This is a genomic window from Collinsella sp. AM09-41 (genome assembly GCF_003473245.1).
GTDB lineage: Bacteria > Actinomycetota > Coriobacteriia > Coriobacteriales > Coriobacteriaceae > Collinsella.
The window spans coordinates 38,402-61,489 of record NZ_QRMJ01000007.1; the positions used below are offsets into that span (position 1 = coordinate 38,402).

A 23,088-nucleotide genomic window follows, 5' to 3' on the forward strand; every position below is an offset into this window, starting at 1 on the left:
TAGCGTGACAGATGTCAGTTATGCATACTTGCTGGTAATGGAGTCATGCTTTTGTGCGGTCGTGTGCATGGCCGCGCCGCAACCGTATACTGGTCAACTTGGACGTATCCGCGCCCACAACTGAGAGGTTTTACTTCATGGGTTTCATTAATTTTATCGCCGAGTTGCTCAAAGACCCGCGCACCGCGATCGCCAGCTGGATCGCTGCCGGCCCGCTTATGGCCTATGGCTGCGTGTTCCTGATCATCTTTATCGAGACGGGCGTGGTGTTCTTCCCGTTCCTTCCCGGCGATTCGCTGCTGTTTGCCTCAGGTTTCTTTGCCCACAACGGCGGCTTTAACATCGTGGCTCTGCTGGCCGTCGCATGGACGGCTGCTATCTTGGGCGATCAGTGCAACTTTATGATCGGTCATTTCTTTGGCCAAAAGATCATCGCCTCGGGCAAGGTGAAGGCCATGACGCCCGAGCGTATCAAAAAGTCCGAGGACTTCCTGGACAAGTGGGGCCACCTGGCCATCTTCCTGGGTCGCTTCTTCCCGTTTATCCGCACCTTTGTGCCTTTCATCGCCGGCATGGGCGGCATGCACTGGCGCAACTTTGTCATCTTTAACGTGCTGGGCGGCATTACCTGGTCGACGGTCTTCACGCTGCTGGGCTACTTCTTTGGCGGCATTCCCTTTGTGCAGGAGCACTTTGAGCTGCTGATTATCGGCATCGTCGCCGTGTCGATCATTCCGACCGTGGTCGGTCTGGTTAAGGCTAAGCTGGGCAAAAAGAACGCGTAGCTCGAGCCAGCGCGTAAACCGTGCAGTTGAGGCCCGTCACCGCTTACGGTGGCGGGCCTCTTTAGTTTCGGTCAAATGAAAATACTTTACTTAGTTAAAGAAAAGCGTTTTATCAGACGCGTACGGGGAGTACAATCTCGTGCATGCGAATCGACGTGCCATCGGCTTTGATGCCGTCCGCGTGTCCCGTCCGGCTCTACGCTCCGGGCGTGCGGCGTTGCGACGCGGCCGGCCTCGGTCCTTGCGTGCGAGTTCGCGAGTATACAACTGTGTATGTAAGGAGCGACATATGACTGTCGAGAAGAAGGATATCGATTGGGGTAGCCTCGGCTTTGGCTACATGAAGACCGATTACAGCTACGAGGCCCATTGGAAGGACGGCGAGTGGGACGAGGGCGGTCTGACCACCGACCACACCTTGCATGTCTCCGAGTGCGGTGGCATCTTCCATTACTGTCAGGAGGTCTTCGAGGGCCTGAAGGCCTACACCGCCGAGGATGGCAGCATCGTCTGCTTCCGTCCCGACATGAACGCTGAGCGTATGTACAACTCTGCCCAGCGCCTCGAGATGCCCCCGTTCCCCAAGGATAAGTTCGTTGAGGCCGTCAAGCAGGTCGTTTCTGCCAACGCCGCCTGGGTTCCGCCCTTCGGTTCCGGCGCGACCCTGTACGTGCGTCCGTTTATGATCGGCTCCGGTGACGTGATCGGCGTGGCTCCCGCTCCTGAGTACACGTTCCGCATTCTCGTGACCCCGGTCGGTCCGTACTTTAAGGGTGGCCTCAAGCCCGTCAAGCTGCGCGTTTCCGAGTATGACCGCGCTGCACCGCACGGCACCGGTAACATCAAGGCCGGCCTGAACTACGCCATGTCCCTTAAACCCACGATGGAGGCCCATCGCGAGGGTTATGCCGAGAACCTGTATCTCGACTCCGAGTCCCGCACCTATGTCGAGGAGACCGGCGGCGCCAACGTGCTGTTCGTGAAGGAGGACGGCACCCTCGTCGTTCCGCAGTCGCACACCGACTCCATCCTGCCCTCCATCACCCGTCGTTCGCTCGTTCAGGTTGCTCAGGACCTGGGCATTACCGTCGACCAACGCCCTGTCGAGTGGGCCGAGGTCAAGGCCGGTACCTTTGTCGAGTGCGGCCTGTGCGGCACCGCTGCCGTTATCTCCCCGGTCGGCGAGATCGACAACAAGGTTTACGGCGCCGACGAGACCGTGACCTTCCCGGCTGGCTACACCGAGATCGGCCCTGTGATGAAGAAGCTTCGCGAGACCCTGACTGGTATCCAGTCTGGTGCTGTTGAAGATAAGCACAACTGGGTTTACACCGTCGCGTAAGCTGCCATAGCTGTTCGGCCCGAGGGCAACCTTCCTTTCCGGCGCGTCCTCGGACATGAAAGAACCTCCGCTGCGCACTTCGTGCGGCGGAGGTTCTTTCGTCCTGCGGAGTGCGCCGGAAAGGAAGGCCGCGCTTTTGTTTTGGTTCGCGCCATGTGGGGGTGGTGGCGACGTGCATTTTTGCGAGTATTCTGCAATCGAAGGCCCCTGCATACCGACCTCGGGCAAAAAATCGGGATTTCTCGATGTTTTCTACGAATGATGGGCGGGGTTATGGGCCGACAGCGTTTGATTTGCAGGGATATTTGCGCTCTTTGGCATTTATCGCGGCGCCCGAAGTCCTTGGTTATGTTGAATACTCCTAAAAATGCACGGCGCTTAGAGGGGGACCTTCGCGAAAAAGGAAACCGCCCCGTCGAAGTATGCATTCGACGGGGCGGTTTATACATTTGTCCGATTAAGGATGCGCTGTCAAACTACTAGAACTTGACGGTCGGTGCCTGGTGGGCGGCCTCAGCTGCTTCGAAGCCCTGACGCTCCTTAAACTGGAAGATGCCGGCAAAGATGACAGCCGGGAACGTCTGAATGGCGTTATTGTAGCTGAGCACGCAATCGTTGTAGCTCTGGCGTGCATAGCTAATCTTGTTCTCAGTATCCTCGAGCGATGCCTGCAGCTGCGTAAAGTTGGTGTTCGCCTTAAGGTCGGGGTAGGCCTCGGCTACGGCGAAGAGCTGGCGCAGCGCACCGGTCAGCACGTTGTCGGCTTCCATTTTGGCCTCGGGCGTGGTGGCCTTGACGGCGGTGTTACGCGCGCTGATCACGGCGGAGAGCGTCTCCTGCTCGTGCTTGGCGTAGCCCTTGACGGTCTCGACCAGGTTGGGGATCAGGTCGTTGCGGCGCTGCAGCTGCGTATCGATGTTCTGCCAAGCGTTATCGATGCGGTTACGCTTGGTGACCATGTTGTTGTAGATGCCGGCGATGGCGCAGACAATCACAATGACAACAACGATGCCGATGATGACGGTAATCATGATGTCTCCGTTTCGAATGGCCGCGGCGGCATGCGCCAGCTGCCGTTGGTATAACGCTACTAGTATACCCGCAACGTTTTGCCGTGCCGAACTTTCCGGTAAGCGTTATGTTTTCGGCGGGGTTGGCACCGGGGCAAAGCGCGCGAGGTACAGGTGTAAGATATGCGACAGATTGTCGAGTGTTGTCTTTGCCCTGAGGATGGCGATACCAGTGGACCTTCGCATTAAGAAAACCTACCGCGCCCTGTTCGATGCCTTCACCGAACTTCTCGAGGAGCATCGTTTTGAGGACCTGACGGTTGCCATGCTGTGCGACCGCGCCATGATTCGCCGCACGACGTTCTACAAGCACTTTCGCGACAAGAACGATTACTTTGCCTTTTATATCGATGAGCTCATGTCCGGCTTGCCGCAAAAACAGCCCGATGAGGCCGGCACAGTGTCTGCCGAGGACGTGCGCGCGCTTCGGCACGCGATTTTGGACGATGCCATGGACCTGATTCTGGCCCATGAGCAGCTCATGGACAACATTTTGGCGAGCAGCATGTCGGGAATGCTGACCAACGTTATTTGCGACCGTATTGCCCGCTCCATCCGCGAGCGTGTGATGAACGTGCTTGCCGAGGATGCCCTGGCCCCCGTGTCACTCGAGACGACGTCTGAGTTTGTCGCCGGCGGTATTATTCGACTTTTCACGATATGGTGGGAATCGGGCCACGATCTTGAGCGTCGACCCGAGATGGCCGACGTGGTCGATGCGCTGTTTGAGCGGACCATGACACCGGTGCATCACTAAAAGTGGCGGAGAGAGGGGGATTCGAACCCCCGGAACGCTCTCGCGCTCAACGGTTTTCAAGACCGCCGCATTCAACCGCTCTGCCATCTCTCCGTGAGTCGTAATGATAGCATCGTTTTGAATTTGCAACAGGGAAGGCGAACGATGACGATCACCGAAATCGACGAGAAGTTCATGCGCGAGGCGTTGGCGGAGGCGCGAGCCGCCGCGGCGGTGGGCGAGGTTCCCATCGGAGCTGTAGTGGTGCGCGACGGCGAGATCGTCGCGAGGGCGCATAATCGTCGCGAGCTCGACCAGGACCCTTCGGCGCATGCCGAGTTTGCGGCCCTGTGCGCCGCTGCCCAGGCGCTTGGCCGCTGGCGCCTTTCCGACTGTACGGTCTACGTGACGCTTGAACCCTGCTGCATGTGTGCGGGGCTTATGGTCAACGCGCGCGTGGGGCGCTGCGTGTATGGCGCGAGCGACGCCAAGGCGGGCGCGTTGGGATCCCTATACGATTTGAATGCCGACTCGCGCCTGAATCATCGGTTTAATGTGACCGCCGGCGTGCTGGCAGACGAGTGTCGTGAGGTGTTGAGCAGCTATTTTAGTGGGCTGCGTGGCACCGATGGTGCTGGCTGCGGTTGTGGGGCCGATCTTGAGGCGCATGCCGCTCATGCCGAGGCGCTCGCGTGTGCCGAAGATATTGCCGTTGAGGCGGTCGATTTTGGTGCCGCGTGCCGCCGGCCCCGCCGTGTGCTGTTGGCGATCGATTCCTTTAAGGGTAGCGTGTCGAGTGCACAGGCGGAGGCGGCGGTTGCCGGAGGCGTGCGACGCGTTTGGCCCGATGCCGAGGCGTGCACATTGCCGCTGGCAGATGGCGGCGAGGGAACGCTCGATGCCGTTGCCGCGTGCGGCGGTGAGATAGTGACCTGCGAGGTGGCAGGTCCCTTGGGCAAGCGTGTGCCTGCCCGGATGCTGGTTGATGTCGAGCGCGAGTCCGCGGTCATCGAGATGGCCGAGGCGGCCGGCATTGGGTATTCGCCTTGCACGGAGTCGGCGGCGTTGGCGGCCACAACCTATGGCGTGGGCGAGCTCATGCTTCGCGCGGTTCGCGCGGGCGCAAAGACACTCTATATTGGTCTGGGCGGCAGTGCCACCAACGATGGTGGCGCCGGTATGCTGCAGGCGCTTGGCGCCCGCCTGGTCGATGAGTGTGGCTGCAATATCGCGCCGGGGCTCGCGGGCCTTGAACACGTGGCGAGTATCGATTTGGCACCGGCGCTTCGGGCACTGAATGGCGCGCGTGTCGTGGTGCTTTCCGATGTCGAGAATCCGCTCGTGGGACGTCGCGGGGCACTTGCGGTGTTTGGCGGGCAAAAGGGCCTGCCGACAGACGATGTCGAAACACTGGGCGGGTACGACGGCTGGATGGTCGGCTACGGTCGCCTGCTCGATACGGCGATTGCCGAGGCTCGGGCTCGGGGATTGCTGCGCGTGCCCGAGGGCGCGCGGACGTTTGGCTCGGTGCTCGGCGTGCCCGGCGCCGGTGCTGCTGGCGGTCTGGGCGCCGCGCTGCTAGCACTCGGTGCAGAGCTATGCTCGGGCGTGGAGACGGTGCTCGACCTCGTGGGGTTTGACGAGCGCGTGCGCGATGTCGATCTGGTCATAACGGGCGAGGGCAACATGGATGAGCAGTCTGCCGCCGGCAAGGCGCCGGTGGGTGTGGCCCGCCGCGCCAAGCGATATGGCAAGCCGGTGGCCGCTGTCGTGGGCGGTCGCGCCGACTATCTGGACGCGGTGTATGGGCAGGGCATCGACTTGGTGCTTCCGATCTGCCGCAAGCCCATGCCCCTCGACCAGGCGCTCGGTGTGCAAGAGGCCACAACCAACCTCATCTGCGCCGGCGAGGCAGCTGCCCAAGCCTATGACCTCGCTCGCCTCTAAAACCCATCCCCTCGATAAGTTGCGGTGAAATACGGAGTGTTTTTGCCTTTAAGGTGCCAATTCAGTCCGTATTCCACCGCAACTTCGTGAATGGTCATGCGAGGCTGGTCGCCTTGGGCCTTGGGTCGGACCGTCCGCCACGAAATGCGGCCATCTACTACGTTTAACCGACCACCCTCGACCATCTCGGAATTTGCAAAAATAAAACCGCAGGTAGAGAGCTTGCCGGTTTTCGAAAAAACCGGCTATGGTTGACCCCTGCGGCCTAAACGTAGTAGATAGGCCACTTTCGTGGCACAGCGTCAGACCAGTCTTTTTGGAACGGGGCTATTATGACTACTTGCCGATTCGATTGCCCGAGTAGTCAAAAAAGCTTCGTCCCAAATTAGCTACCTTGCCCCATCGGGCGGGAGCGGGTAAGATATATCGAGCGCCTAGCGCGTTCGATGGGTTCGGATGACGACATGTTCCGAATCTGGTCAGGTCCGGAAGGAAGCAGCCATAAGGAGCCTCTGTCGGGCATCCGAATCCATCGAGCGCGCTTTTTTGCGCGGTTTTCCAAACCGCGCAATGTTCGACGCTGCGCGCCACCCAGAGCGACAATTTGTCATTCAAAAGGCAAGGCATGACCGGAAGGTCTATGCCTTGCCTTTTGAATGACAAATTGTCGCTCTGGGTGGCGCTCGCTGGCTTTGCCAAAACATCGACGGCTACGTGCTTCAAGAGGCGATGAAGTGTTTGGTGTCTCGCTGGTCCTCGGCTTCGCCTGCGGGATCGCTCGACTACCAAGCGCCCTGCCGGCACTCGCGGGTAGCCGACCAAAACTGCCTGAAGGGTCACATTTATCTGATAATTGAATCCCTGGCGTTATGTCGCTCGCTGACTGCGCCAAAACAGTGGCGTTTTTTACCACCGCTCAAGACTCTTCTGTAACGAGTTGCTTACGCATCTTCAGGGTTCGCCGTACTATCATGAATCAGATTGAAGAGAGATGATGATAGGGAGCGCCTTTTTATGATTGAGCTGCTCAGGCGTTTTGGTGGTAAGTTTCGCCGGTATATGGTGATTGGCCCTGCGTGCAAGCTGATCGAAGTGATCTTTGACCTGCTTACGCCGCTGGTGATTGCCCAGATGATCGATAAGGGCATCGGCGCACACGATGTCAACGCCGTCGTCCGTTACGGCGCGGTGCTCGCCGCCATGGCTGTAATCGGCATCTCGTTTACGCTCGTCTGCCAAAAGATGGCGGCGCTGACCTCGCAGGGCATGGGCACCGACATCCGCGGTGCGCTCTACGGGCACATTAATAAGCTGAGCTATGCCGAGCTCGACCGCTTTGGCACGCCGTCGCTTATCACCCGCATCACCAACGACGTCAACCAGGTGCAGCTCGCTGTGGCGCTGGGCGTGCGCATGCTCATCCGCTGGCCCTTCCTGGCGGTGGGCTCCATGGTCGCGGCCCTTGCCATCGACCTTAAGCTCGGCATTATCTTTTTGATTTGCACGCCCGCCATCGGCCTGGTGTTTTGGTTTGTCATGGCGCGCTGTATCCCGTACTACAAGCAGCTGCAGGCAAAGCTTGACCGCATCGCGCTTATCTGCCGCGAGGGCCTTTCGGGCGCCCGCGTGGTTCGCGCCTTCGTGCGCGAGGACCATGAGCGCGAGCGCTTTGCCCAGGCAGCCGACGACCAGGCCAATACTGCCATCGCGGTGGGCAAGCTCTCGTCGATTCTCAACCCCGTCACGTTTCTTGTGATGAACCTGGGCGTGTGCGCCATCCTGTGGGTGGGCGGTATCCAGGTCAACGTGGGCGAGCTCACGCAGGGCCAGGTCATGGCGTTTGTGAACTACATGACGCAGACGCTCACCTCCATCGTGTACGTCGCCAACCTGGTTGTGGTCTTTACCAAGGCGAGCGCCAGCGCGTCGCGCATCAACGAGGTGCTCAATTGCATGCCGAGCATCACCGACGAGGACAACGAGACGGTCGCACTGCCCGAGCCGGGCAATGTCGCTCCCGTTCCTGCGCTGAGCTTTGACCATACGAGCTTCTCGTTTGGCGCCGGCGCGGCCAATGCTGTCAACGATGTGACGCTGGAGCTCCCGCTGGGCAAGACGCTCGGTATTATCGGCGGCACGGGTAGCGGCAAGTCCACGCTCGTTTCGCTTATTCCGCGCCTCTACGATGCGAGCACCGGCAGCGTGAGCGTGATGGGTGCCGACGTGCGCACCTGGCCGCTCGACCAGCTGCGCCACGTGGTCGCGACCGTACCGCAGCGCGCGTCGCTGGTGAGCGGCACGATCCGCAGCAACCTGACCTGGCGTGACGAGTCGGCAACCGACGAGGAGCTCTGGGCGGCGCTCGACATGGCGCAGGCGAGCGAGTTCGTGCGCAACAAACCGCAGGGGCTCGATGCCCCGGTCGAGGCGGGCGGCAAGAACTTTAGCGGTGGCCAGCGCCAGCGCCTGACCATCGCGCGCGCCTTGGTGGGTTCGCCTCGGATATTGATCATGGACGATTCTGCCTCGGCGCTCGACTTTAAGACCGACGCGGCGCTTCGCCATGCCATTCGCGAGCGCAGCGTGCGCGGTGCCGCCGAGGGCGGGCTGCCGCTGACCACGGTGATTGTGAGCCAGCGCGTCTCGACCGTGCGCGACGCCGACATGATCTGCGTGCTCGATCACGGTTCGGTCGCGGACCTGGGCACGCATGGCGAGCTGTATGCAAGCTGCCAGCTCTACCGAGAGATCTGCCAGTCGCAGCTTCGCCGCGAGGAGCTCGAGGGCCGGCAGGGGAGTGCGACACCCGCGTCCGCCCCAACCGCCCCCGCATCCGTCTGCGCAAAGGAGGGCTGCTAGATGAATCCGTATACTTCCTCCGGTTCGGTCGCCACGATGACCGCTAACGTGTCCGGCAACGATAACCTTAACGACCTGGGCGACGGTCCGCGCCAACCCGGTGATCCCGAGCGCTATCCCGTGGGTGCGGTGACCCGCCGCCTGCTGGGCTATGTTCGCCCGCACCGCGTCTCGTTTGCGGCTTCGTTTGTGAGTGCCGCCATCTCCGTTATCCTGCAGCTCTACACGCCCATCCTCATCGGCGAGGGCATCGACCTCATCGTTGCCGCCGGGCAGGTGGACTTTGACGCGCTGCTGCCGCTCGTCACCAAACTCGCGATTGTCGTCGTAGGTGCCGCGGCCTTCCAGTGGCTGCAGGGCTACTGCGTTAACCGTCTGTCCTACGAGACGGTGCGCGACATGCGCGTGGAGGCGAGCGACAAGCTCAGCCGTATGCCGCTCAGCTTTATCGACAGCCATGCCCACGGTGACCTTATGAGCCGCGTAGTCAACGACGTCGACCAGGTGGGCGATGGTCTGCTGCAGGGCTTTACCCAGCTCTTTACCGGCGTCATCACCATCGTGGGCACGCTCGCGTTTATGCTTTCCATCAACCTGACCATGACGCTCGTGGTGGTGCTCGTCACGCCGCTCTCCATCTTTGCAGCCGGTGCTATTGCCAAGCTCTCCAACAAGAGCTTTACGGCGCAGCAGCGTATTCAAGGCCAACTCGGCGGTCATATCGAGGAGTATGTGGGTGAGCAAAAGCTGGTGGACGCCTTCGCCTACGGCCCGAGCGCTCAGCAGCGCTTCGATGCCCTTAACGCCGAGCTCTATACGGCAGGTGAGCGCGCGCAGTTTATGGGCTCGCTCTCCAACCCCGGCACGCGCTTTATCAATAACATCATCTATGCCGTGGTCGCTGTGATCGGCTGCGTGGGCGTGATCACGGGTGTGCCGGCGGCGCTTACGGTGGGCGGCGTGCAGATTTTCCTGTCCTACGCCAACCAGTACACCAAGCCGTTCAACGAGGTCACCAACGTTATTACGCAGATTCAGACCGCGTACGCCTCGGCGCGCCGCATGTTTGCGCTGCTCGATGCGCGCGAGCAGGAGCCCGATGCGCCAGATGCCGTGGAGCTTGCCGCCCCACGGGGCGAGGTGACCTTTGAGCATGTGGACTTTAGCTACGTTCCCGACCGCAAGCTGCTGCAGGACATCTGCATCGAGGCTAAGCCCGGTATGCGCTTTGCCCTGGTCGGTCCTACGGGCTGTGGCAAGACGACGCTCATCAATTTGCTACTGCGTTTTTACGATATCGATGCCGGTCGCATTGCGGTCGATGGCCGTTCCTCGCGTGACTACACGCGCGCAAGCCTGCGCCGCGCCTTTGGCATGGTGCTGCAGGACACATGGCTGTTCGAGGGCACGGTGGCGGACAACATCGCTTACGGTTGCCCGGATGCCGCGCGCGAGCAGGTTATCGAGGCCGCCAAGCGCGCGCATGCGCACAAGTTTATCGTGCAGCTGCCAGGCGGCTACGATACGGTGATCGGCGAGGACGGCGGCACGTTTAGCCAGGGTCAAAAACAGCTGCTGTGCATCGCGCGCGTCATGCTCACCGACCCGGCGATTCTGCTGCTGGACGAGGCGACGTCGAGCATCGATACCCGCACCGAGCTGCAGGTTCAGGCGGCATTTGACGAGCTCATGGCAGGTCGCACAAGCTTTGTGGTGGCGCATCGCCTGAGCACCATCCGCAACGCCGACTGCATTCTGGTGATGCGCGACGGCGAGATTATCGAGCGCGGCACGCACGACGAGCTGCTAGTGGCAGGCGGCTTCTACGCCGAGCTCTACCGCAGCCAATTCGCCCAGTGAGCAAGCCCGTGGGGCATGTAATGCAGCGCTAGGGCGCGAGTGTGTCAACGGGGGCAACGATAATGCCCTCGGGCATTGTATGGGCTGGCATGCCGAACCCGATGACGATGAGCTTGGCCGCGGGTGGTCTCTCGCCACGCTCGACAAGTTTGCGCTCGAGTCGAAGCAGGTTTGCAGATGCCTCGGGGATCTGCGGACTTCCGAGTTTTATTTCCACGGCAATCCAAGTTCCATCGCGCCTGTGTATAACGGCATCGACCTCGAGATCGTCGGCGTCATGGTAGTGGGACACCGATGAGTCATTTGCGGCTGCATAGACCTTAAGGTCGTGCAGGACGAGGGATTCGAAGAGCAGTCCCAGCGTCTTAGGGTCGGATGCCAATGACTCCGGATTTGCTCCGAGCAGTGCGACGGCAAGCGAAGGGTCGGCGAGGTGCCTTTTTGCACTTTGCCGCAGCTTTACCGGAGACCTGAGCGCCGGATGCCAAGCCGGGATATCATCGATGATGTGTATTCTGCGCAAGGCATCCGTATAGCGCCGCAGCGTACTTCTCGATACATCACCGCCGAGGTCTTTCTCAAGAGACTTTTCGCCGGCAAGAGTGGATTCGTTGCGCGCAAGCGAAGACAGAAGAGCCCTGACTTTCTCCGGGTCACGCTTCACGCCGTCAACCCTCGAAACATCCGATTCGCAGACACCGTCGATGTAGGCAGCGGATATACGCATTGCATCGGCAGTCGTCTTGCCAACCGCCTGAGGCCAACCACCACGACATAGCAAATCGGCGATATCGGCGATGCCGTTGATGGATCCAAGTGCCGCTTTGATGGGGCATCCGTTAAGCAGCGATTCGAGCGAGACCGCCCCTGAGGAAACCCCGAGTTCGGCCAGAGTCATTGTTTCCATGCGCAAGCGTGATATGCGTCCGATGCCGCTGTGCATCGGTTGGTCGGCGTCGTTTGGTGTTGCCGACCCCGTAAGCAAAAACTGCCCTGGCTCACCGGTCCGACGATCGCATTCGAAACGTATTGCGTCCCACAGTTTTGGCTCTTCCTGCCACTCATCGATGAGTCTCGGCGTTGCGCCGACTATTGCTTGAGCTGGGTCGATCCTGGCAAGCTGCAGTGCGGCAAAGTCTCCGGCAGGGTCGGAGAGAGACAGCGATGATTCAGCGAATCGCTGGGCCGTAGTCGTCTTTCCGCACCACTTCGGTCCCTGAATGAGCACGGCACCAAAAATGCCAAGATCGCGTTCGATTGAGCGATCGATACATCTACTCATATACCTAGTCATCGTACTTCCCGCCATTCAAAGAAACATTTTGTTTTATAGCATCTTACCAGCGCGTAAAACATTTTGACGAAAAACCATGACACAATCTGACGGTATTTCGTGAAACAAATTGACGATATTATATGAAACAATTTGACGGCGTTTTGTGAAACAGTTTTTCGGCCATTCGTGAAACGTTCTGCGGCGGTTTCAATCCGAAGTACATACTGTTCGAAATCTGTCCAAAGATGTCGTCTGCGTCGCCAATCGACAGACGGTGGTTTACATCTGTCACGTTAGTACTAAGATATTCATCTAATAAATTGCATTAGTGGCTTTAGTTTTGGGGGAAACGAGGCAACGTGACTATGACGTGCTCTTTGGTGGTTAACAGCAAGAGCGGTAATACCAGGATGGTTTCGGGTGCGATCAAGCGCGCTCTACAGGCTGCGGGCGTTGAGTTTGTCCACGCCGCGGCGTTGAGCGACGATGCGGATGCAGATCAGGTTGCGCTCGAGGCACGGGGCGCCTGCGCGGCCGACACGGTGCTTGTCGGCTTTTGGTGCGACAAGGGCGCGTGCACGCCTTCGGTCGCGGCGTTGCTCTCCGCCTTGCACGGTAAGCGCGTCTTTTTGTTTGGCACCTGCGGTTTTGGCGCCGACCAGAGCTACTATCAGCAGATTATCGACCGCGTAACTTCCAATTTGGCCGAGGATGCCGAGCTTGCGGGCTGGGCGATGTGCCAGGGCAAGATGGGCCCCGCGGTCAAGCAGCGCTACGAGGCAATGCTCGAGCAAGATCCCGACAACGCCCGATTTAAGATGCTGCTCGACAACTGGGTTGCCGCGAAGGACCATCCCACCAAGGAAGATATGGATAACATGGCTGCAGCCGCAAAAAAGGCCGTTTTGGGCGAATAACTTCGCCGCTTGCGGTGCCGCGCGTTCAATCGTACAAACGTGAAAGCCTCGAGATTCTCGGGGCTTTTTTCATGACACGAGGGCGCCCCTTTATTGATGGAAGGCCTAATAAGCTGATTGTTCTATGCCCGGATGTGTGCGGAGTGGGATGGGATTTCCGGATGGGTGGGGTTGCGGAAGCTGCGTCCCGGAATTTGCCTTTGGAATGGGATGCGGTTTCCCGTTGAGGGGCTCTGTGGAAACCGCATCCCAGTTTTCGGCCGAGAAATGGGATGCCGTTTCCGGTTGAGGGCCTTGGCGGAAAGCGCGACCCGGAATTTGCGATCGGAGTGGGATGTGGTTTCCCAACGGGGCCACAAGCGGAAACCGCATCCCACTCCGGACGTGAATTCTGGGACACGGTTCTCAGAGGATTATGGGCTGCGAACTACATGGGGCTGTCATAAAACTCCGGCAAGGGGAGGGTCGGAAATAAATGACACTTCCAGTAGTTTGTTTTAATGTGGGGGGGGGTACCATTATTTTAGTTTCGCAAAAAAATCGAACCTCCTATGGGGAAGTTGCGTAGGGGGTTAGTCGTAAGTATTGGATAAAACAGACTAATTTGGGGATAAATGGCCACTTACGCCAAAATAAGTAGCATTTAGCGATAAAACATTGAAAAATGTGTAGCACATCGCTATGTTTTTATTACGAAAAGATTCCAAATTGGCTTATTTCGGACTCACTTTTCAAGCGCCTTGCGGTTCCTGTTGAAACTTGCTGACCTTTGGATGGGTAGAATAGGTCCTCAAGGGGGATGAATTATCACTTTGACGGCGCGCAGACTCAAACGATTTATTACGCTTTTGAGTAGCTTGGCGTTCGCGCTTGTCATAGCCCTTGCCGTTGTTTCTTTTGTGCCTCGCGCATTTGGATACACACCCTTTGCTGTGCTTTCGGGCTCTATGGAGCCCGAGTTTCCCGTCGGCTCCATGGTGTTTGTTCGCCAAGTTGAGCCAACGGATATTGCCGTGGGCGACAATGCAACCTTTTACCGCTCCGACGGTGCCGTGGTGACGCACCAGGTGTACGAGATCGACCCTGTGGCACAGACGATCGGTACGCAGGGAATCGCAAACAAAAATGCAGATGGAACCATCATGCACGACGCCGAGCAGACGCCTTTTTCACGCGTGATCGGTGTCGTTTCTTTTTGTGTCCCTTACCTGGGCTTCGTTAACGCATATTGCACGACGATGCCCGGTTTGCTTGTTGTGGTGGCCGTTCTGGCGCTGCTGGTCGCGGCGTCGATAGTGCTCGATCGGGTGGTTTCCGACGAGCCTGCGGGTAAGCATGCCCGCGTGCATGCGAGGGAGCGGCGTTCATAGCGGCAGGGAAAAGCGTCGGCGGCGGTAGGGGCCGTTGCCGGGGAAGACGATTCTCGAAAGGAAGAGAACGATGGAAAACAAGAAGAAAAAGCGCTACGGCATCATTGCCGCCCTGTTGCTGTTGGTGCTGGCTGCCGGCGTGGGTACCTATGCATGGCTGACGGCGACCCAAACCAAGGTGAATGAGTTCACGGTCGGCAGCATTGACAAGCCTGAAGTGAAGCCCGACCCCGATCAGCCGAACAAGCCCGGCACTGATCCCACGAACCCCTCAGTGGACGGATATCTGTTCGAGACCAAATGGACTGATAAGTCGAAGATGGTCCCTGGCACTGTAATCAATAAGAATCCGAACGTGGGTATCGGCAAAGATTCTGACTCTTCTTATGTGTTTATCTATGTGAAAAACGCCATTGTGAAAGATGTAGAAGGCAAACTTGCCAAGACTCCATACTTCACTATCAATAATGGATGGACGAAAGTCGATGGGGAATTTACCGGAAAGGCTGTGACTAACGGCACTGAAGGCCAGTACGTGAGCGGTCTGTTCGTGTACACCAATAACACCAGCGCGCCGGCTGCGCTTGCTCCCTCCGACGGAAAGGCAGCCTATACCGGCGAGCTGTTCAGCCAGGTGAGTATTCCGAATACGCTGAACAGCACGGATGTTGTTCAAAGTCCCGCTATGACAGTCTCCTGCTACATCTTCGGCGCTGATCAGAAGGGCGACAAGGCCGATGCGGCCACCAACGCCCTTGAGCAGGCCAAGGAATGGGCTAAGACTCAGGCTCAGGCTTAATCCCTCCCCACCGAGATCCCGGCCCGCTCCCCATCCCCATTTTCGGGCCGGGATCTCGGCTCCCCTTTAATCGACGATTGGCGAACGTAATGCTCAACAATCTTTCCGACAATCAGAAACGCACCTTGGCGCTTGCCGCGATGGCGCTGTTGGCCCTGGCGTGCCTGTGCAGCACGCTGGCTTTTACCGTTGATATGGTTCCGGCGAACAACGTCCTATCGTTTGGCAGCGTGAAGGTACGAGTCTGCGAATACACTCTCAACGAGCAGGGCGAGGAGATTCCGTTTGAGCCCAACGAGCACGGGGACTATCCCGACACCAAGGCCGGGGGCTCTGACATCAGCCGCATTGTGCGCGTGGAGAACGTCGGCGCGCAGCCTGAGTACGTTCGCGCGCGTCTGCGCATGACGTCAGTGGCGCCCGACGGTTCGAGCGCGGATGCCTCGGGCAGCGTTGCGTTTCATGTGAACGTGGGCGAGGGATCCCCGTGGATCGATGGCAGCGATGGGTGGTACTACTACCGCGGCTTGGCCGGACGTGGCGGCATGCTCGACCCCGGCGCCATGACGGAAAGCCTTATGGACTCGCTGCGCTTTGTGGGCGACTACCACGATGCCGCGCGCGGCGGCTCATTCAGGCTCGATATCGATGTTCAGGCCGTGCAGGCCAAAAACCAGCATGCAAGCGATACCGTCCTCGACGTGCTTGACGTCGTGGGCTGGCCGGAGGCGAACTAGCCTATGAAGATCAAGAACATAAACCGGGGCATGCTTAGCAGGCTGGTTGCCGTCGCAGCGATTGTCCTTTGCTGCGTTATGGCGCTGCCAACGTCAGTGCATGCCGAGGACGTGCCCGAGAACAAAAACGAATATCACATCAAAAATGCGAACGACTTTTTGGCGTACGTGGCGCTGTCGCGCGAGCGCGATACGTCCGGCTGGCACGTTTATCTCGATAACGACATTGAGCTCGACAGCGACGACATGAAAGACATCGTTGCAAGCACCGTTAAGCATCTGTCGTTTGGCAACAAGGAGCATCCGTTTAAGGGCGTGTTCGATGGTCAAAACCACACCGTTGAGGGCCTGAACTACGATAAAGACGCTTTTGACCCCGAGCGCGATACGGGATTTTTTGCCGAGACCAACGGTGCCACCATCAAAAACTTCCTGGTCAAGGACGCCAACGTGTGGGCGGACTTCCGCGGTGGCATTATCGTGGGCAAGGCCGTCAATACGCGCTTCGAAAACGTTATGGTCATGGAGAGCACGCTGCACGTGACCTGCGCCAACAATGCTCTCAACCTCATTACCAACGCAGGCTTTGAGGGCGGTCTCATCGCCGGCGAGCTCGACGGCTGCACCCTCTACAACTGCGAGGTCCGTGGCGGCCGTGCCGTCAACAATGCGACCTCGGGCGTGCAGGCGCTCGGCGGTGAGGGTCTGTATATGGCGGCGTTTGCCGGCTACGTTAAGAACTCGACTATCGAGTACTGCCGCGTGACGCCGACGCGTAAGGACGACGGCTCGATTGCCGAGAAGGGCATGACCGACGTCACCAATAAGTACGACGTGGCCATTGGCGCCCTGGGCGGCAACAACGTGTACGCCTCGGGTTTTGTGGGCTGCATGGCGGGCGAGGCCAAGATTATCGACTGCTTCTCGACGGCGCAGTGCTACAGCTATGCCGCGTCATATGTGGGCGTCGTCGCCGTGACGCGTGCGTGGACGGGTGGCTTGGCGGGTCGTATTCTAACCGAAAAGGGCAACGAGCTCGTTCGAAGCCATTTTGCGGGTGACTTGAGCTCGCGTCAGTACAATCCCATCGCCGTGATTCCCATCATTCAAAACGACGTGAACCTGGGCGGTATTGCTGCGCGCGCCAACAAGGATGATGCCACGGTCACCGAGTGCTACTTTAAGCCGAGCGTGAGCCTTTCTGGCAACAGCCAGGGCAACCCTGCCAAAAAGAAAATCCCCTCGTTTGGCGGCGATGGCACCACCAAGGGTGATGGCTATGGTCCATGGGATGACGAGCGCTACACCACGCGCGAGCTATGGGAAGAGCACGACTACGACTTCTGTGCCGGCACCATGCGCTCGACTGCCAATAACGATTATCTGGGCGGCGACCATGCAAACGAATGGGCGATGGATTACAAGCTGAATATCCCCGTGCATGGCCAAAGCGTTAAGGCGACGATCGATTTTCCCGGTGCGGGTACTGCGACTATTACGGCAACCAAACTCGGTATTGATCAGGCGACCTCGGATCCGTATGCCTTTGCCGTGAGCGCCGTGCTGGCGGGAACGGCTCAGGGCTTGGCCCAGGGCGATACATCGGTAACGTTTAAGCAGGATACCTCCGCAAAGCCTGATGGCCTGACCAAGGAGAACGGCGGCTACCGTTTTATGGGCTGGTTCCGCGAGCCCGGGGTTAAAGTGAACCGCATCGATCATGACAACAGCTGGTTTAACGGCAAGACCGATGACGCTGCGGTGACTGCCGGCAAGCAGGTCCAGAAGAGCGAGGCGCACGAGAAAACGTCAACCTATACCGCCGATAATGCCAAGGGGGCCGACGGTTTTAAGGGCAACGACCTGTTTATCGCTTCGTACGAGGCGCAGGTGCTGTTCTATAACGTTAAGGGCGAGACGCTTGATTGTAAGAGTGGCGCCGCGCACGACAAGTCGACGGATTGGTATCGCTATGGTGTCGGTTTAAAGCCGGCTGCCCCTGCGGACCGCGGTACTCTGTCTGCCAGTGCCACCTTTATCGGCTGGACGACGCAGCCGAGTGACGAGGCTGGGATGAACGGCGGCTATGCGGCCATCACCTCGCCTAAGCTTGCCGAGCTAAAAAACGCCGGTGCGTTCTATCCTGCCGGCACCGAGATCACTGTGCTTGGTCCTACCGATTTTTATCCGGTGTACACCGACTATGTGTCGAACATCATGACGGTGTTTGAGGGCAATGAGCAGGATGCAACCGACGATCAGACTCGGCGCGACGGTGTGGGCAAAACTGACGTTAAGGTTGAGACTGCAGAAGATGGCACAAGCGCGTATACCGTACAGGTGCTCGACGTATCCGGTAAAGCTATATCCGAGGAGGGCCAGCTGCCCGACGGCTATCGTTTCCTGGGTTGGTATGAAAACAAGGGAACCGAGGATGCCCCGCTCGAGGTGCGCGTAAGCCGCGACCCCAGCTATACGCTCCCCGCCGATGTCGATTTAACCGCGCCGCATACCTACATCGCCCGCTTTGAGTACCGAGTGGATTATTACGTTCGGGCTTATACCAACCATGAGTTTACGGACAGCAAGCTACTTTGTTCCGTTTGGAATCGCTATCAAACGCCCTTTGAGGAAAACGTCGGTAGTACCTTCGTGCGTGAAAACGTCGTCCACTGGGGCCCGGAGCATGTTGACCACGGTATAAAGGATAGTTATGAAACGTGTGGCACGCGCTTCACGAAGGAAACCCTTGTCGTGAGTCCCCTTAACGCGTACTCGCACAACGTTAAAAACGATACGGGAGCCGATACTCTAAAAAACCTCTATGCCGATACCGATTTTCCAGGCGCTGCAACGCTAAGCGATACTTGGACTTCGGCTTCGCTGAACGTAACGGTCAAACCGGTGAATGATCGCTATCGCCTGAATTTCTGGACGCTTGAGCGCGATGGTGAATATTGGACATATGTGAAAAATCCCATCGAGAGCATGGTGCGTACAGATAAGAAGTACTACGTTCGCGCGATGATTACCACGGACGTTAATTTCTACAACAAGGGCGATAATGTCGTGAGGACTGCCACGCGGCGCTATGAGAGTAACTTGCTGCAGACCAAGGTGAACGGGGCGGATCCGACGTTCACGTATTACTACCCGCATGTTAATAAGTCGGTTAAAGTGGCCGAAAAGCCAGAAGATGGTGAGAAGGGATCGTATGAGAGCCCCCTGACCCTCGAAGCTTCCCCGACCGATGCCGACATGGCCGTGCCGGGCTATAAGTTCCTGGGCTGGATTTCGACCGCCGAGGTCAAGAAGGATTCTGCCGTCTGGGACTATATCTACGATGTCAAGGGTGATTCCTTCACCACTTCTGACCCGGATAAGGCCGAACCGTATCTGGTGAAACCAGATTTCAAGGTCACCCAGTACCAGGATGCCTATCCGGTGTACGCGAAGTACGACGTTAACTACACCACCAACCTGCACCGCGCCGGTTTTGAGGGTACTTCCGAGGTGAATGTTCCTAGGTATGACATCACCCCTAATCTCAATGTGGACACCGATCCCGCCACGGCAACGGTGACTCCTGATATCGAAACGACGGTATACAAGTCCGGCGGCGAGTTATATAAGCTAAATAAGGTCGAGGTCGAACTTCCGAATGGTGAGGTCAAGGAGCTCGATTCTGCCGACGGTAACTCATATTCCTATCAGGTGGAGCCCGGCGGGACCTATACATTTGTGGCGTACTATTCGCCGTTGGCGGTTGTGTACCATCTCAATGCCAGGGATGTGGACGGTAAGGTAGCCCAGCAGGGCGATTCTCTCGGCAGCCTTAAGGACGGCATGCCGCTGCCAACGTATAACATTGGAGACATCGATGCTGCAACGGGCGCATACAACGCCTTCGTAGGTTGGACGGATAATAAGCCAGAGCCTAGCAGCGGTTATGTCGTTTGGTCGGACGGCGTTTCCATGGTGACTAAAAACACGGTGGTCAACGCCCCCATGGAGCTGTACCCGGTCTACCGTGCCAGCGCGGTAAGTGTCCAATCGAATATCGATGCTAATCTGGATGATCCCTATGCCGTACGCTCCCTTGCGCGTACCGACTCTGGTGATCAGATTTCGCTGGAGGTAAAAGCTGCAACTGAGGTTGTCGGCAAGGACGGCACCAAGTACGACTTTGTCGGCTGGTCGCGTGACTATACATCCGATGGCAACTACACCCTGATGACCGATGAGGAGAAGTATCCCCTCGAGGGTAATGAGCCCTTTAAGAACGTGACCTACACTGCGGTGTACAAGATTGCGCCGTATAAGGTGCGCTATCACGGTATCGACGGGTCGGTCATCTTTACGGCGACCGTCGACTCGGGCGATGAGCGCGCACAAGACGGCAAGTCCGGTTTTATCCACACGGTCGATGTCCCTAAAATGTACGAGAGCGGCAACCCCGTCTATGACAAGGACGGCAACCCCGTGATGGAGCAAAAATCCGTGGCATATGACCCGGATGCCCACTCCAAGATCGTTGCGCTACTCGATGAGCAGGCGGCCGCCAATGGCGATAAGCGTGAACTCTTCTTGGAATGGCGATATGTGGGTGCCGAAGGTGCTGCGGAGGCTTGGGATACGTTTAAGGACGAGCCGGTCAAGGGCGATATGGACCTGTATCCCGTGACGTATCGCGTGGTTGCCAACGATACGTCTGATGGAAAGCCCGAAAACATGACCGCGCAGCTTAAGTGGCTGCTCGATCCTTCCGCCGCCAACACCGTCGACGACGCCGCCGATAAGGCGCCGTTTAAGGTCTGCTTTGCCAAGCCGTTTATGGGAACGCAGTTGACCGTCACGGTAACGCGGGCAAGCTACGGCCCTGGTGCAGAGGAAGCTCCCGTGGACGGCAAGTTTGTCTCGCTCTACAGTCTGGGTTCGGGTAATGGTTCGTTTGACCTGGCCAACCGTCTGGAGTCCAAGAAGACAGGCGAAGGCGAGCAAGGTCCCGGTAATGCCGTGTTCAAATTTACCCAGAATCATGCGCTGACGATCGTTAAAAAGACTACCGACGCCAGCGCAATGGGGCAAACGTTCCGCTTCAAGGTAACGCGAAAGGCGTCGGAGGGTTCTCCTGCCGAGACGCGCATGGTCGAGGTGAAAGTTAGCGAGCAGCGCGACGAAAACGGTGAGGTCTGGTATGTCGGCAGCGTGCAATTTGCTGCTCCGGCGGGCACCTATACCGTCGAGGAAGACACGGCTTGGGCATGGCGCTACGAGGGTGAACTGAGTACGCCGGGCAAGGCGCCCGGCAAATCTGCCGAGCTCATCATCTCGTCTGCCTCGAGTGCGGGCGACACCGTGGTGACGTGCGTCAACACGCGCGCGAATGACAAATGGGTCGATGGTGGCTCGCGTGCCAAGAATGTTTGGAAAAACGGCACGCTGAAGAAGGAGGACTAGGATGACTAAGCGCAAGCAAATCGTCGCCCTCCTTGTTGGCGTTCTCCTGTTGGCTGGCGCTGCCGGTACCTTTGCGTGGCTTTCGGTTACGGGCGTGCTGGTCAACGAGTTTGGTTTTGGTTCGGTGGCGCCCTCGGTAGATGAGAAGCTCGATGGCAATGTGAAGAGCAACGTCATGATTACAAACAACGGCTCGGCCCCGGCATACCTGCGTGTTGCGGTGGATATCTACTGGCAGGACCAGAATGGCGCGCGCCTGTGGGATGAACCAGTTGCCGGCACCGACTACGTCATTGCGTGGGGCAGTGTGTCCAAGGCATCTGCTTCTAACACCGCCTCGTCTTGGGTTGTCGCGTCCGACGGGTACTACTACTGGACGTCTCCCGTTGCTCCGATGGGCAAAACCGATGTGCTCATCAAGAGCGTGACTGAGCAGAAGGCAGATAGGAAGAACCTGGTCGTTGACATTTCGACCCAGGCAATTCAATCCACGCCCGGCGATGCAGCTGCAGAGGCATGGGGCTGTGCAGTCAAGGATGGCGTGCTGGTGCCGCCGCATGGAGGTGCGTAAGTATGGCCTCTCCGATTCGTAAAGACGTTGCGTGTTTCTTGCATTGCGTGATGGCGGCAATCGTCTGCCTTATCGCGCTCGCCGTTCCTGCACGTGCGTTTGCTGACATTCCCACGATTGCCTATGACGGAAATGCACGCCAGCTAACGGTATCGGGAGCGACGGACTCCTCGGGGGAGCCCGATCTGTTTCCAGCCTTTAAAGATCTAATGCCCGGCGATGTACGCGAGCAACAGATTGGGGTTCGTGCCACGGGTGTAAAGTCCCAGGTACGTGTGTTTGTGCGGGCCGTTGTCGATCACGAGACGGCACATCTGCTGTCGCCCATTACCCTAACGGCGTCGGCGGCCGATGCGTCTGCCGGTTGGCTCCAGACGGGAACGCCGGGCAGCGTGTTTGCCTATCCCACGCAGGTCGCAACGTTTACGAGCGATGGCAGCACGGTACTCAATTTGCAACTAAGTGTCCCGACGTCGGTGGGCAACGAGCTTGCCGACGCAAACAAGGCAATTCGCTGGGAAATCACCGCCGAAGACGATGGCGAGAAGATCCCCGTACAACCTGCTGGCAGCAAGAAGCCCGGCTTGCTTGGTCTGGCGGCAACGGGCGACAACACGCTCGCTTTGCTTTTGGTGTTGCTGGCGCTTGCCATCATCGCTTTTATAGCCGCGCTTCTTTTGTCCCGGAGGAACAAGCGCTAGGTCCATCTTCTAAACGCAACGCCCTCCTGGGCGGCGGGCACGAAGTTCCCTGCTCTACAGTCCTGCGCAAGACGAAGGCCACATTAAGTGGCCTTCTTTGCGTGCGGAACTCGCGATGAACTTCGTGCCCGCCGCCCGGGAGGGTGTCTCTTTATTGATAGAAGGCCTAATAAGCTGATGATTTCATGCCTGGATGTATACGGAGTGGGACGGGCTTTCCGGATGGGCGGGGTTTCGGAAAGTGTGTCCCAGAATCGACGCTCAGAGTGGTCCCCACTTTCCGTTTGATGTCTTGTCCGGAAACTACGTCCCGGAATTAAGGCTTGGAATGGGATGCACTTTCCGCTTGAGAGCCTTAGCGGAAAGTGCGACCCGGAATTTACTCTTGAAGTGGGATGCGCTTTCCCGACAGGCCCTCAAGTGGAAACTGCGTCCCATTCCGAAGGCAGATTCCGGGATACACTTTCCGAATACAAAGAAGGCCACTTAATGTGGCCTTCAACTTATATATGTTGCGGATGCTTTCATGACAAGCCGCGCTTCAACACCGAGGCGTCTGCCCGGCGACGCGGAATGTAAGGTTCATCGCGAGTTCCGCACGAGCCGGAGAGCACTTAATGTGCTCTCCGTGCGAGCAGGACTGTCCGAGCAGGGAACC

At 58.2% G+C, this 23,088-nt stretch carries 15 protein-coding genes, 1 tRNA gene and 1 other RNA gene; 14 read left to right on the plus strand and 3 right to left on the minus strand.

Annotated features, from left to right (window positions below; genetic code table 11):
• The first annotated feature begins 137 nt into the window (after window positions 1-137).
• Together DW112_RS08295 and DW112_RS08300 are read left to right on the plus strand one after the other, a co-directional pair.
• Window positions 138-785: a DedA family protein gene (locus DW112_RS08295; protein WP_117582947.1), complete on the plus strand. Its 648-nt coding sequence runs from the start codon at window positions 138-140 to the stop codon at window positions 783-785.
• A gap of 289 nt (window positions 786-1,074) precedes the next feature.
• Window positions 1,075-2,127, plus strand: a complete 1,053-nt coding sequence (locus DW112_RS08300; RefSeq protein ID WP_117582948.1) for a branched-chain amino acid aminotransferase — start codon at window positions 1,075-1,077, stop codon at window positions 2,125-2,127.
• A 479-nt stretch (window positions 2,128-2,606) separates the two neighbouring features.
• On the opposite strand, the gene DW112_RS08305 is transcribed toward DW112_RS08300, so the two are convergent.
• Window positions 2,607-3,158 carry a LemA family protein gene (locus tag DW112_RS08305; RefSeq protein ID WP_199585352.1) on the minus strand — a complete coding sequence of 184 codons (552 nt, stop codon included), beginning with the start codon at window positions 3,156-3,158 and terminating at the stop codon, window positions 2,607-2,609.
• Window positions 3,159-3,369: 211 nt separating this feature from the next.
• Here DW112_RS08305 and DW112_RS08310 point away from each other — a divergent pair, with 211 nt between their 5' ends.
• Entirely contained in the window at window positions 3,370-3,954 is a 585-nt protein-coding gene (locus tag DW112_RS08310; protein ID WP_099432361.1) for a TetR/AcrR family transcriptional regulator, read from the plus strand.
• Between the two features lie 3 nt (window positions 3,955-3,957).
• On the opposite strand, the gene DW112_RS08315 is transcribed toward DW112_RS08310, so the two are convergent.
• Window positions 3,958-4,047, minus strand: a tRNA-Ser gene (locus DW112_RS08315).
• A 51-nt stretch (window positions 4,048-4,098) separates the two neighbouring features.
• Between DW112_RS08315 and tadA the strand changes: the two genes are divergently transcribed.
• The 4 genes from tadA to DW112_RS08335 all read left to right on the plus strand — a co-directional run bounded on the left by tadA (window position 4,099) and on the right by DW112_RS08335 (window position 10,599).
• Window positions 4,099-5,880 (plus strand): tRNA adenosine(34) deaminase TadA, encoded by a 1,782-nt coding sequence (gene tadA, locus DW112_RS08320; RefSeq protein ID WP_117635595.1) that lies wholly within the window; start codon window positions 4,099-4,101, stop codon window positions 5,878-5,880.
• 443 nt (window positions 5,881-6,323) lie between these two features.
• Window positions 6,324-6,419, plus strand: an RNA gene (ffs, locus tag DW112_RS08325) — signal recognition particle sRNA small type.
• Between the two features lie 475 nt (window positions 6,420-6,894).
• Entirely contained in the window at window positions 6,895-8,739 is a 1,845-nt protein-coding gene (locus DW112_RS08330) for an ABC transporter ATP-binding protein (protein WP_118328747.1), read from the plus strand.
• On the plus strand, window positions 8,740-10,599 hold the full coding sequence (locus DW112_RS08335; RefSeq protein WP_118328748.1) for an ABC transporter ATP-binding protein: 1,860 nt from the start codon (window positions 8,740-8,742) through the stop codon (window positions 10,597-10,599).
• A gap of 28 nt (window positions 10,600-10,627) precedes the next feature.
• Here DW112_RS08335 and DW112_RS08340 read toward each other — a convergent pair whose 3' ends face one another.
• Window positions 10,628-11,893 carry an ATP-binding protein gene (locus DW112_RS08340; protein WP_158571745.1) on the minus strand — a complete coding sequence of 422 codons (1,266 nt, stop codon included), beginning with the start codon at window positions 11,891-11,893 and terminating at the stop codon, window positions 10,628-10,630.
• Between the two features lie 347 nt (window positions 11,894-12,240).
• Between DW112_RS08340 and bilS the strand changes: the two genes are divergently transcribed.
• From bilS to DW112_RS08375, 7 genes are all read left to right on the plus strand, one after another.
• Entirely contained in the window at window positions 12,241-12,792 is a 552-nt protein-coding gene (bilS, locus tag DW112_RS08345; RefSeq protein ID WP_118328750.1) for a flavodoxin family protein BilS, read from the plus strand.
• 857 nt (window positions 12,793-13,649) lie between these two features.
• A complete protein-coding gene (locus DW112_RS08350) occupies window positions 13,650-14,162 on the plus strand; it encodes a signal peptidase I (protein WP_158570924.1) in 513 nt (170 codons plus the stop codon).
• Between the two features lie 70 nt (window positions 14,163-14,232).
• Complete coding sequence (locus DW112_RS08355) at window positions 14,233-14,961, plus strand: SipW-dependent-type signal peptide-containing protein (RefSeq protein ID WP_118328751.1); 729 nt, start codon at window positions 14,233-14,235, stop codon at window positions 14,959-14,961.
• Between the two features lie 89 nt (window positions 14,962-15,050).
• Entirely contained in the window at window positions 15,051-15,698 is a 648-nt protein-coding gene (locus tag DW112_RS08360; RefSeq protein WP_118328752.1) for a hypothetical protein, read from the plus strand.
• Window positions 15,699-15,701: 3 nt separating this feature from the next.
• The gene (locus tag DW112_RS08365) at window positions 15,702-21,158 is read left to right on the plus strand and encodes a hypothetical protein (protein ID WP_118328753.1); all 5,457 of its coding nucleotides are present in this window, start codon (window positions 15,702-15,704) and stop codon (window positions 21,156-21,158) included.
• 1 nt (window position 21,159) lies between these two features.
• Entirely contained in the window at window positions 21,160-21,729 is a 570-nt protein-coding gene (locus DW112_RS08370; RefSeq protein WP_118328754.1) for a hypothetical protein, read from the plus strand.
• Window positions 21,730-21,731: 2 nt separating this feature from the next.
• Window positions 21,732-22,430, plus strand: a complete 699-nt coding sequence (locus DW112_RS08375) for a hypothetical protein (RefSeq protein ID WP_117848708.1) — start codon at window positions 21,732-21,734, stop codon at window positions 22,428-22,430.
• Window positions 22,431-23,088 lie beyond the last annotated feature (658 nt).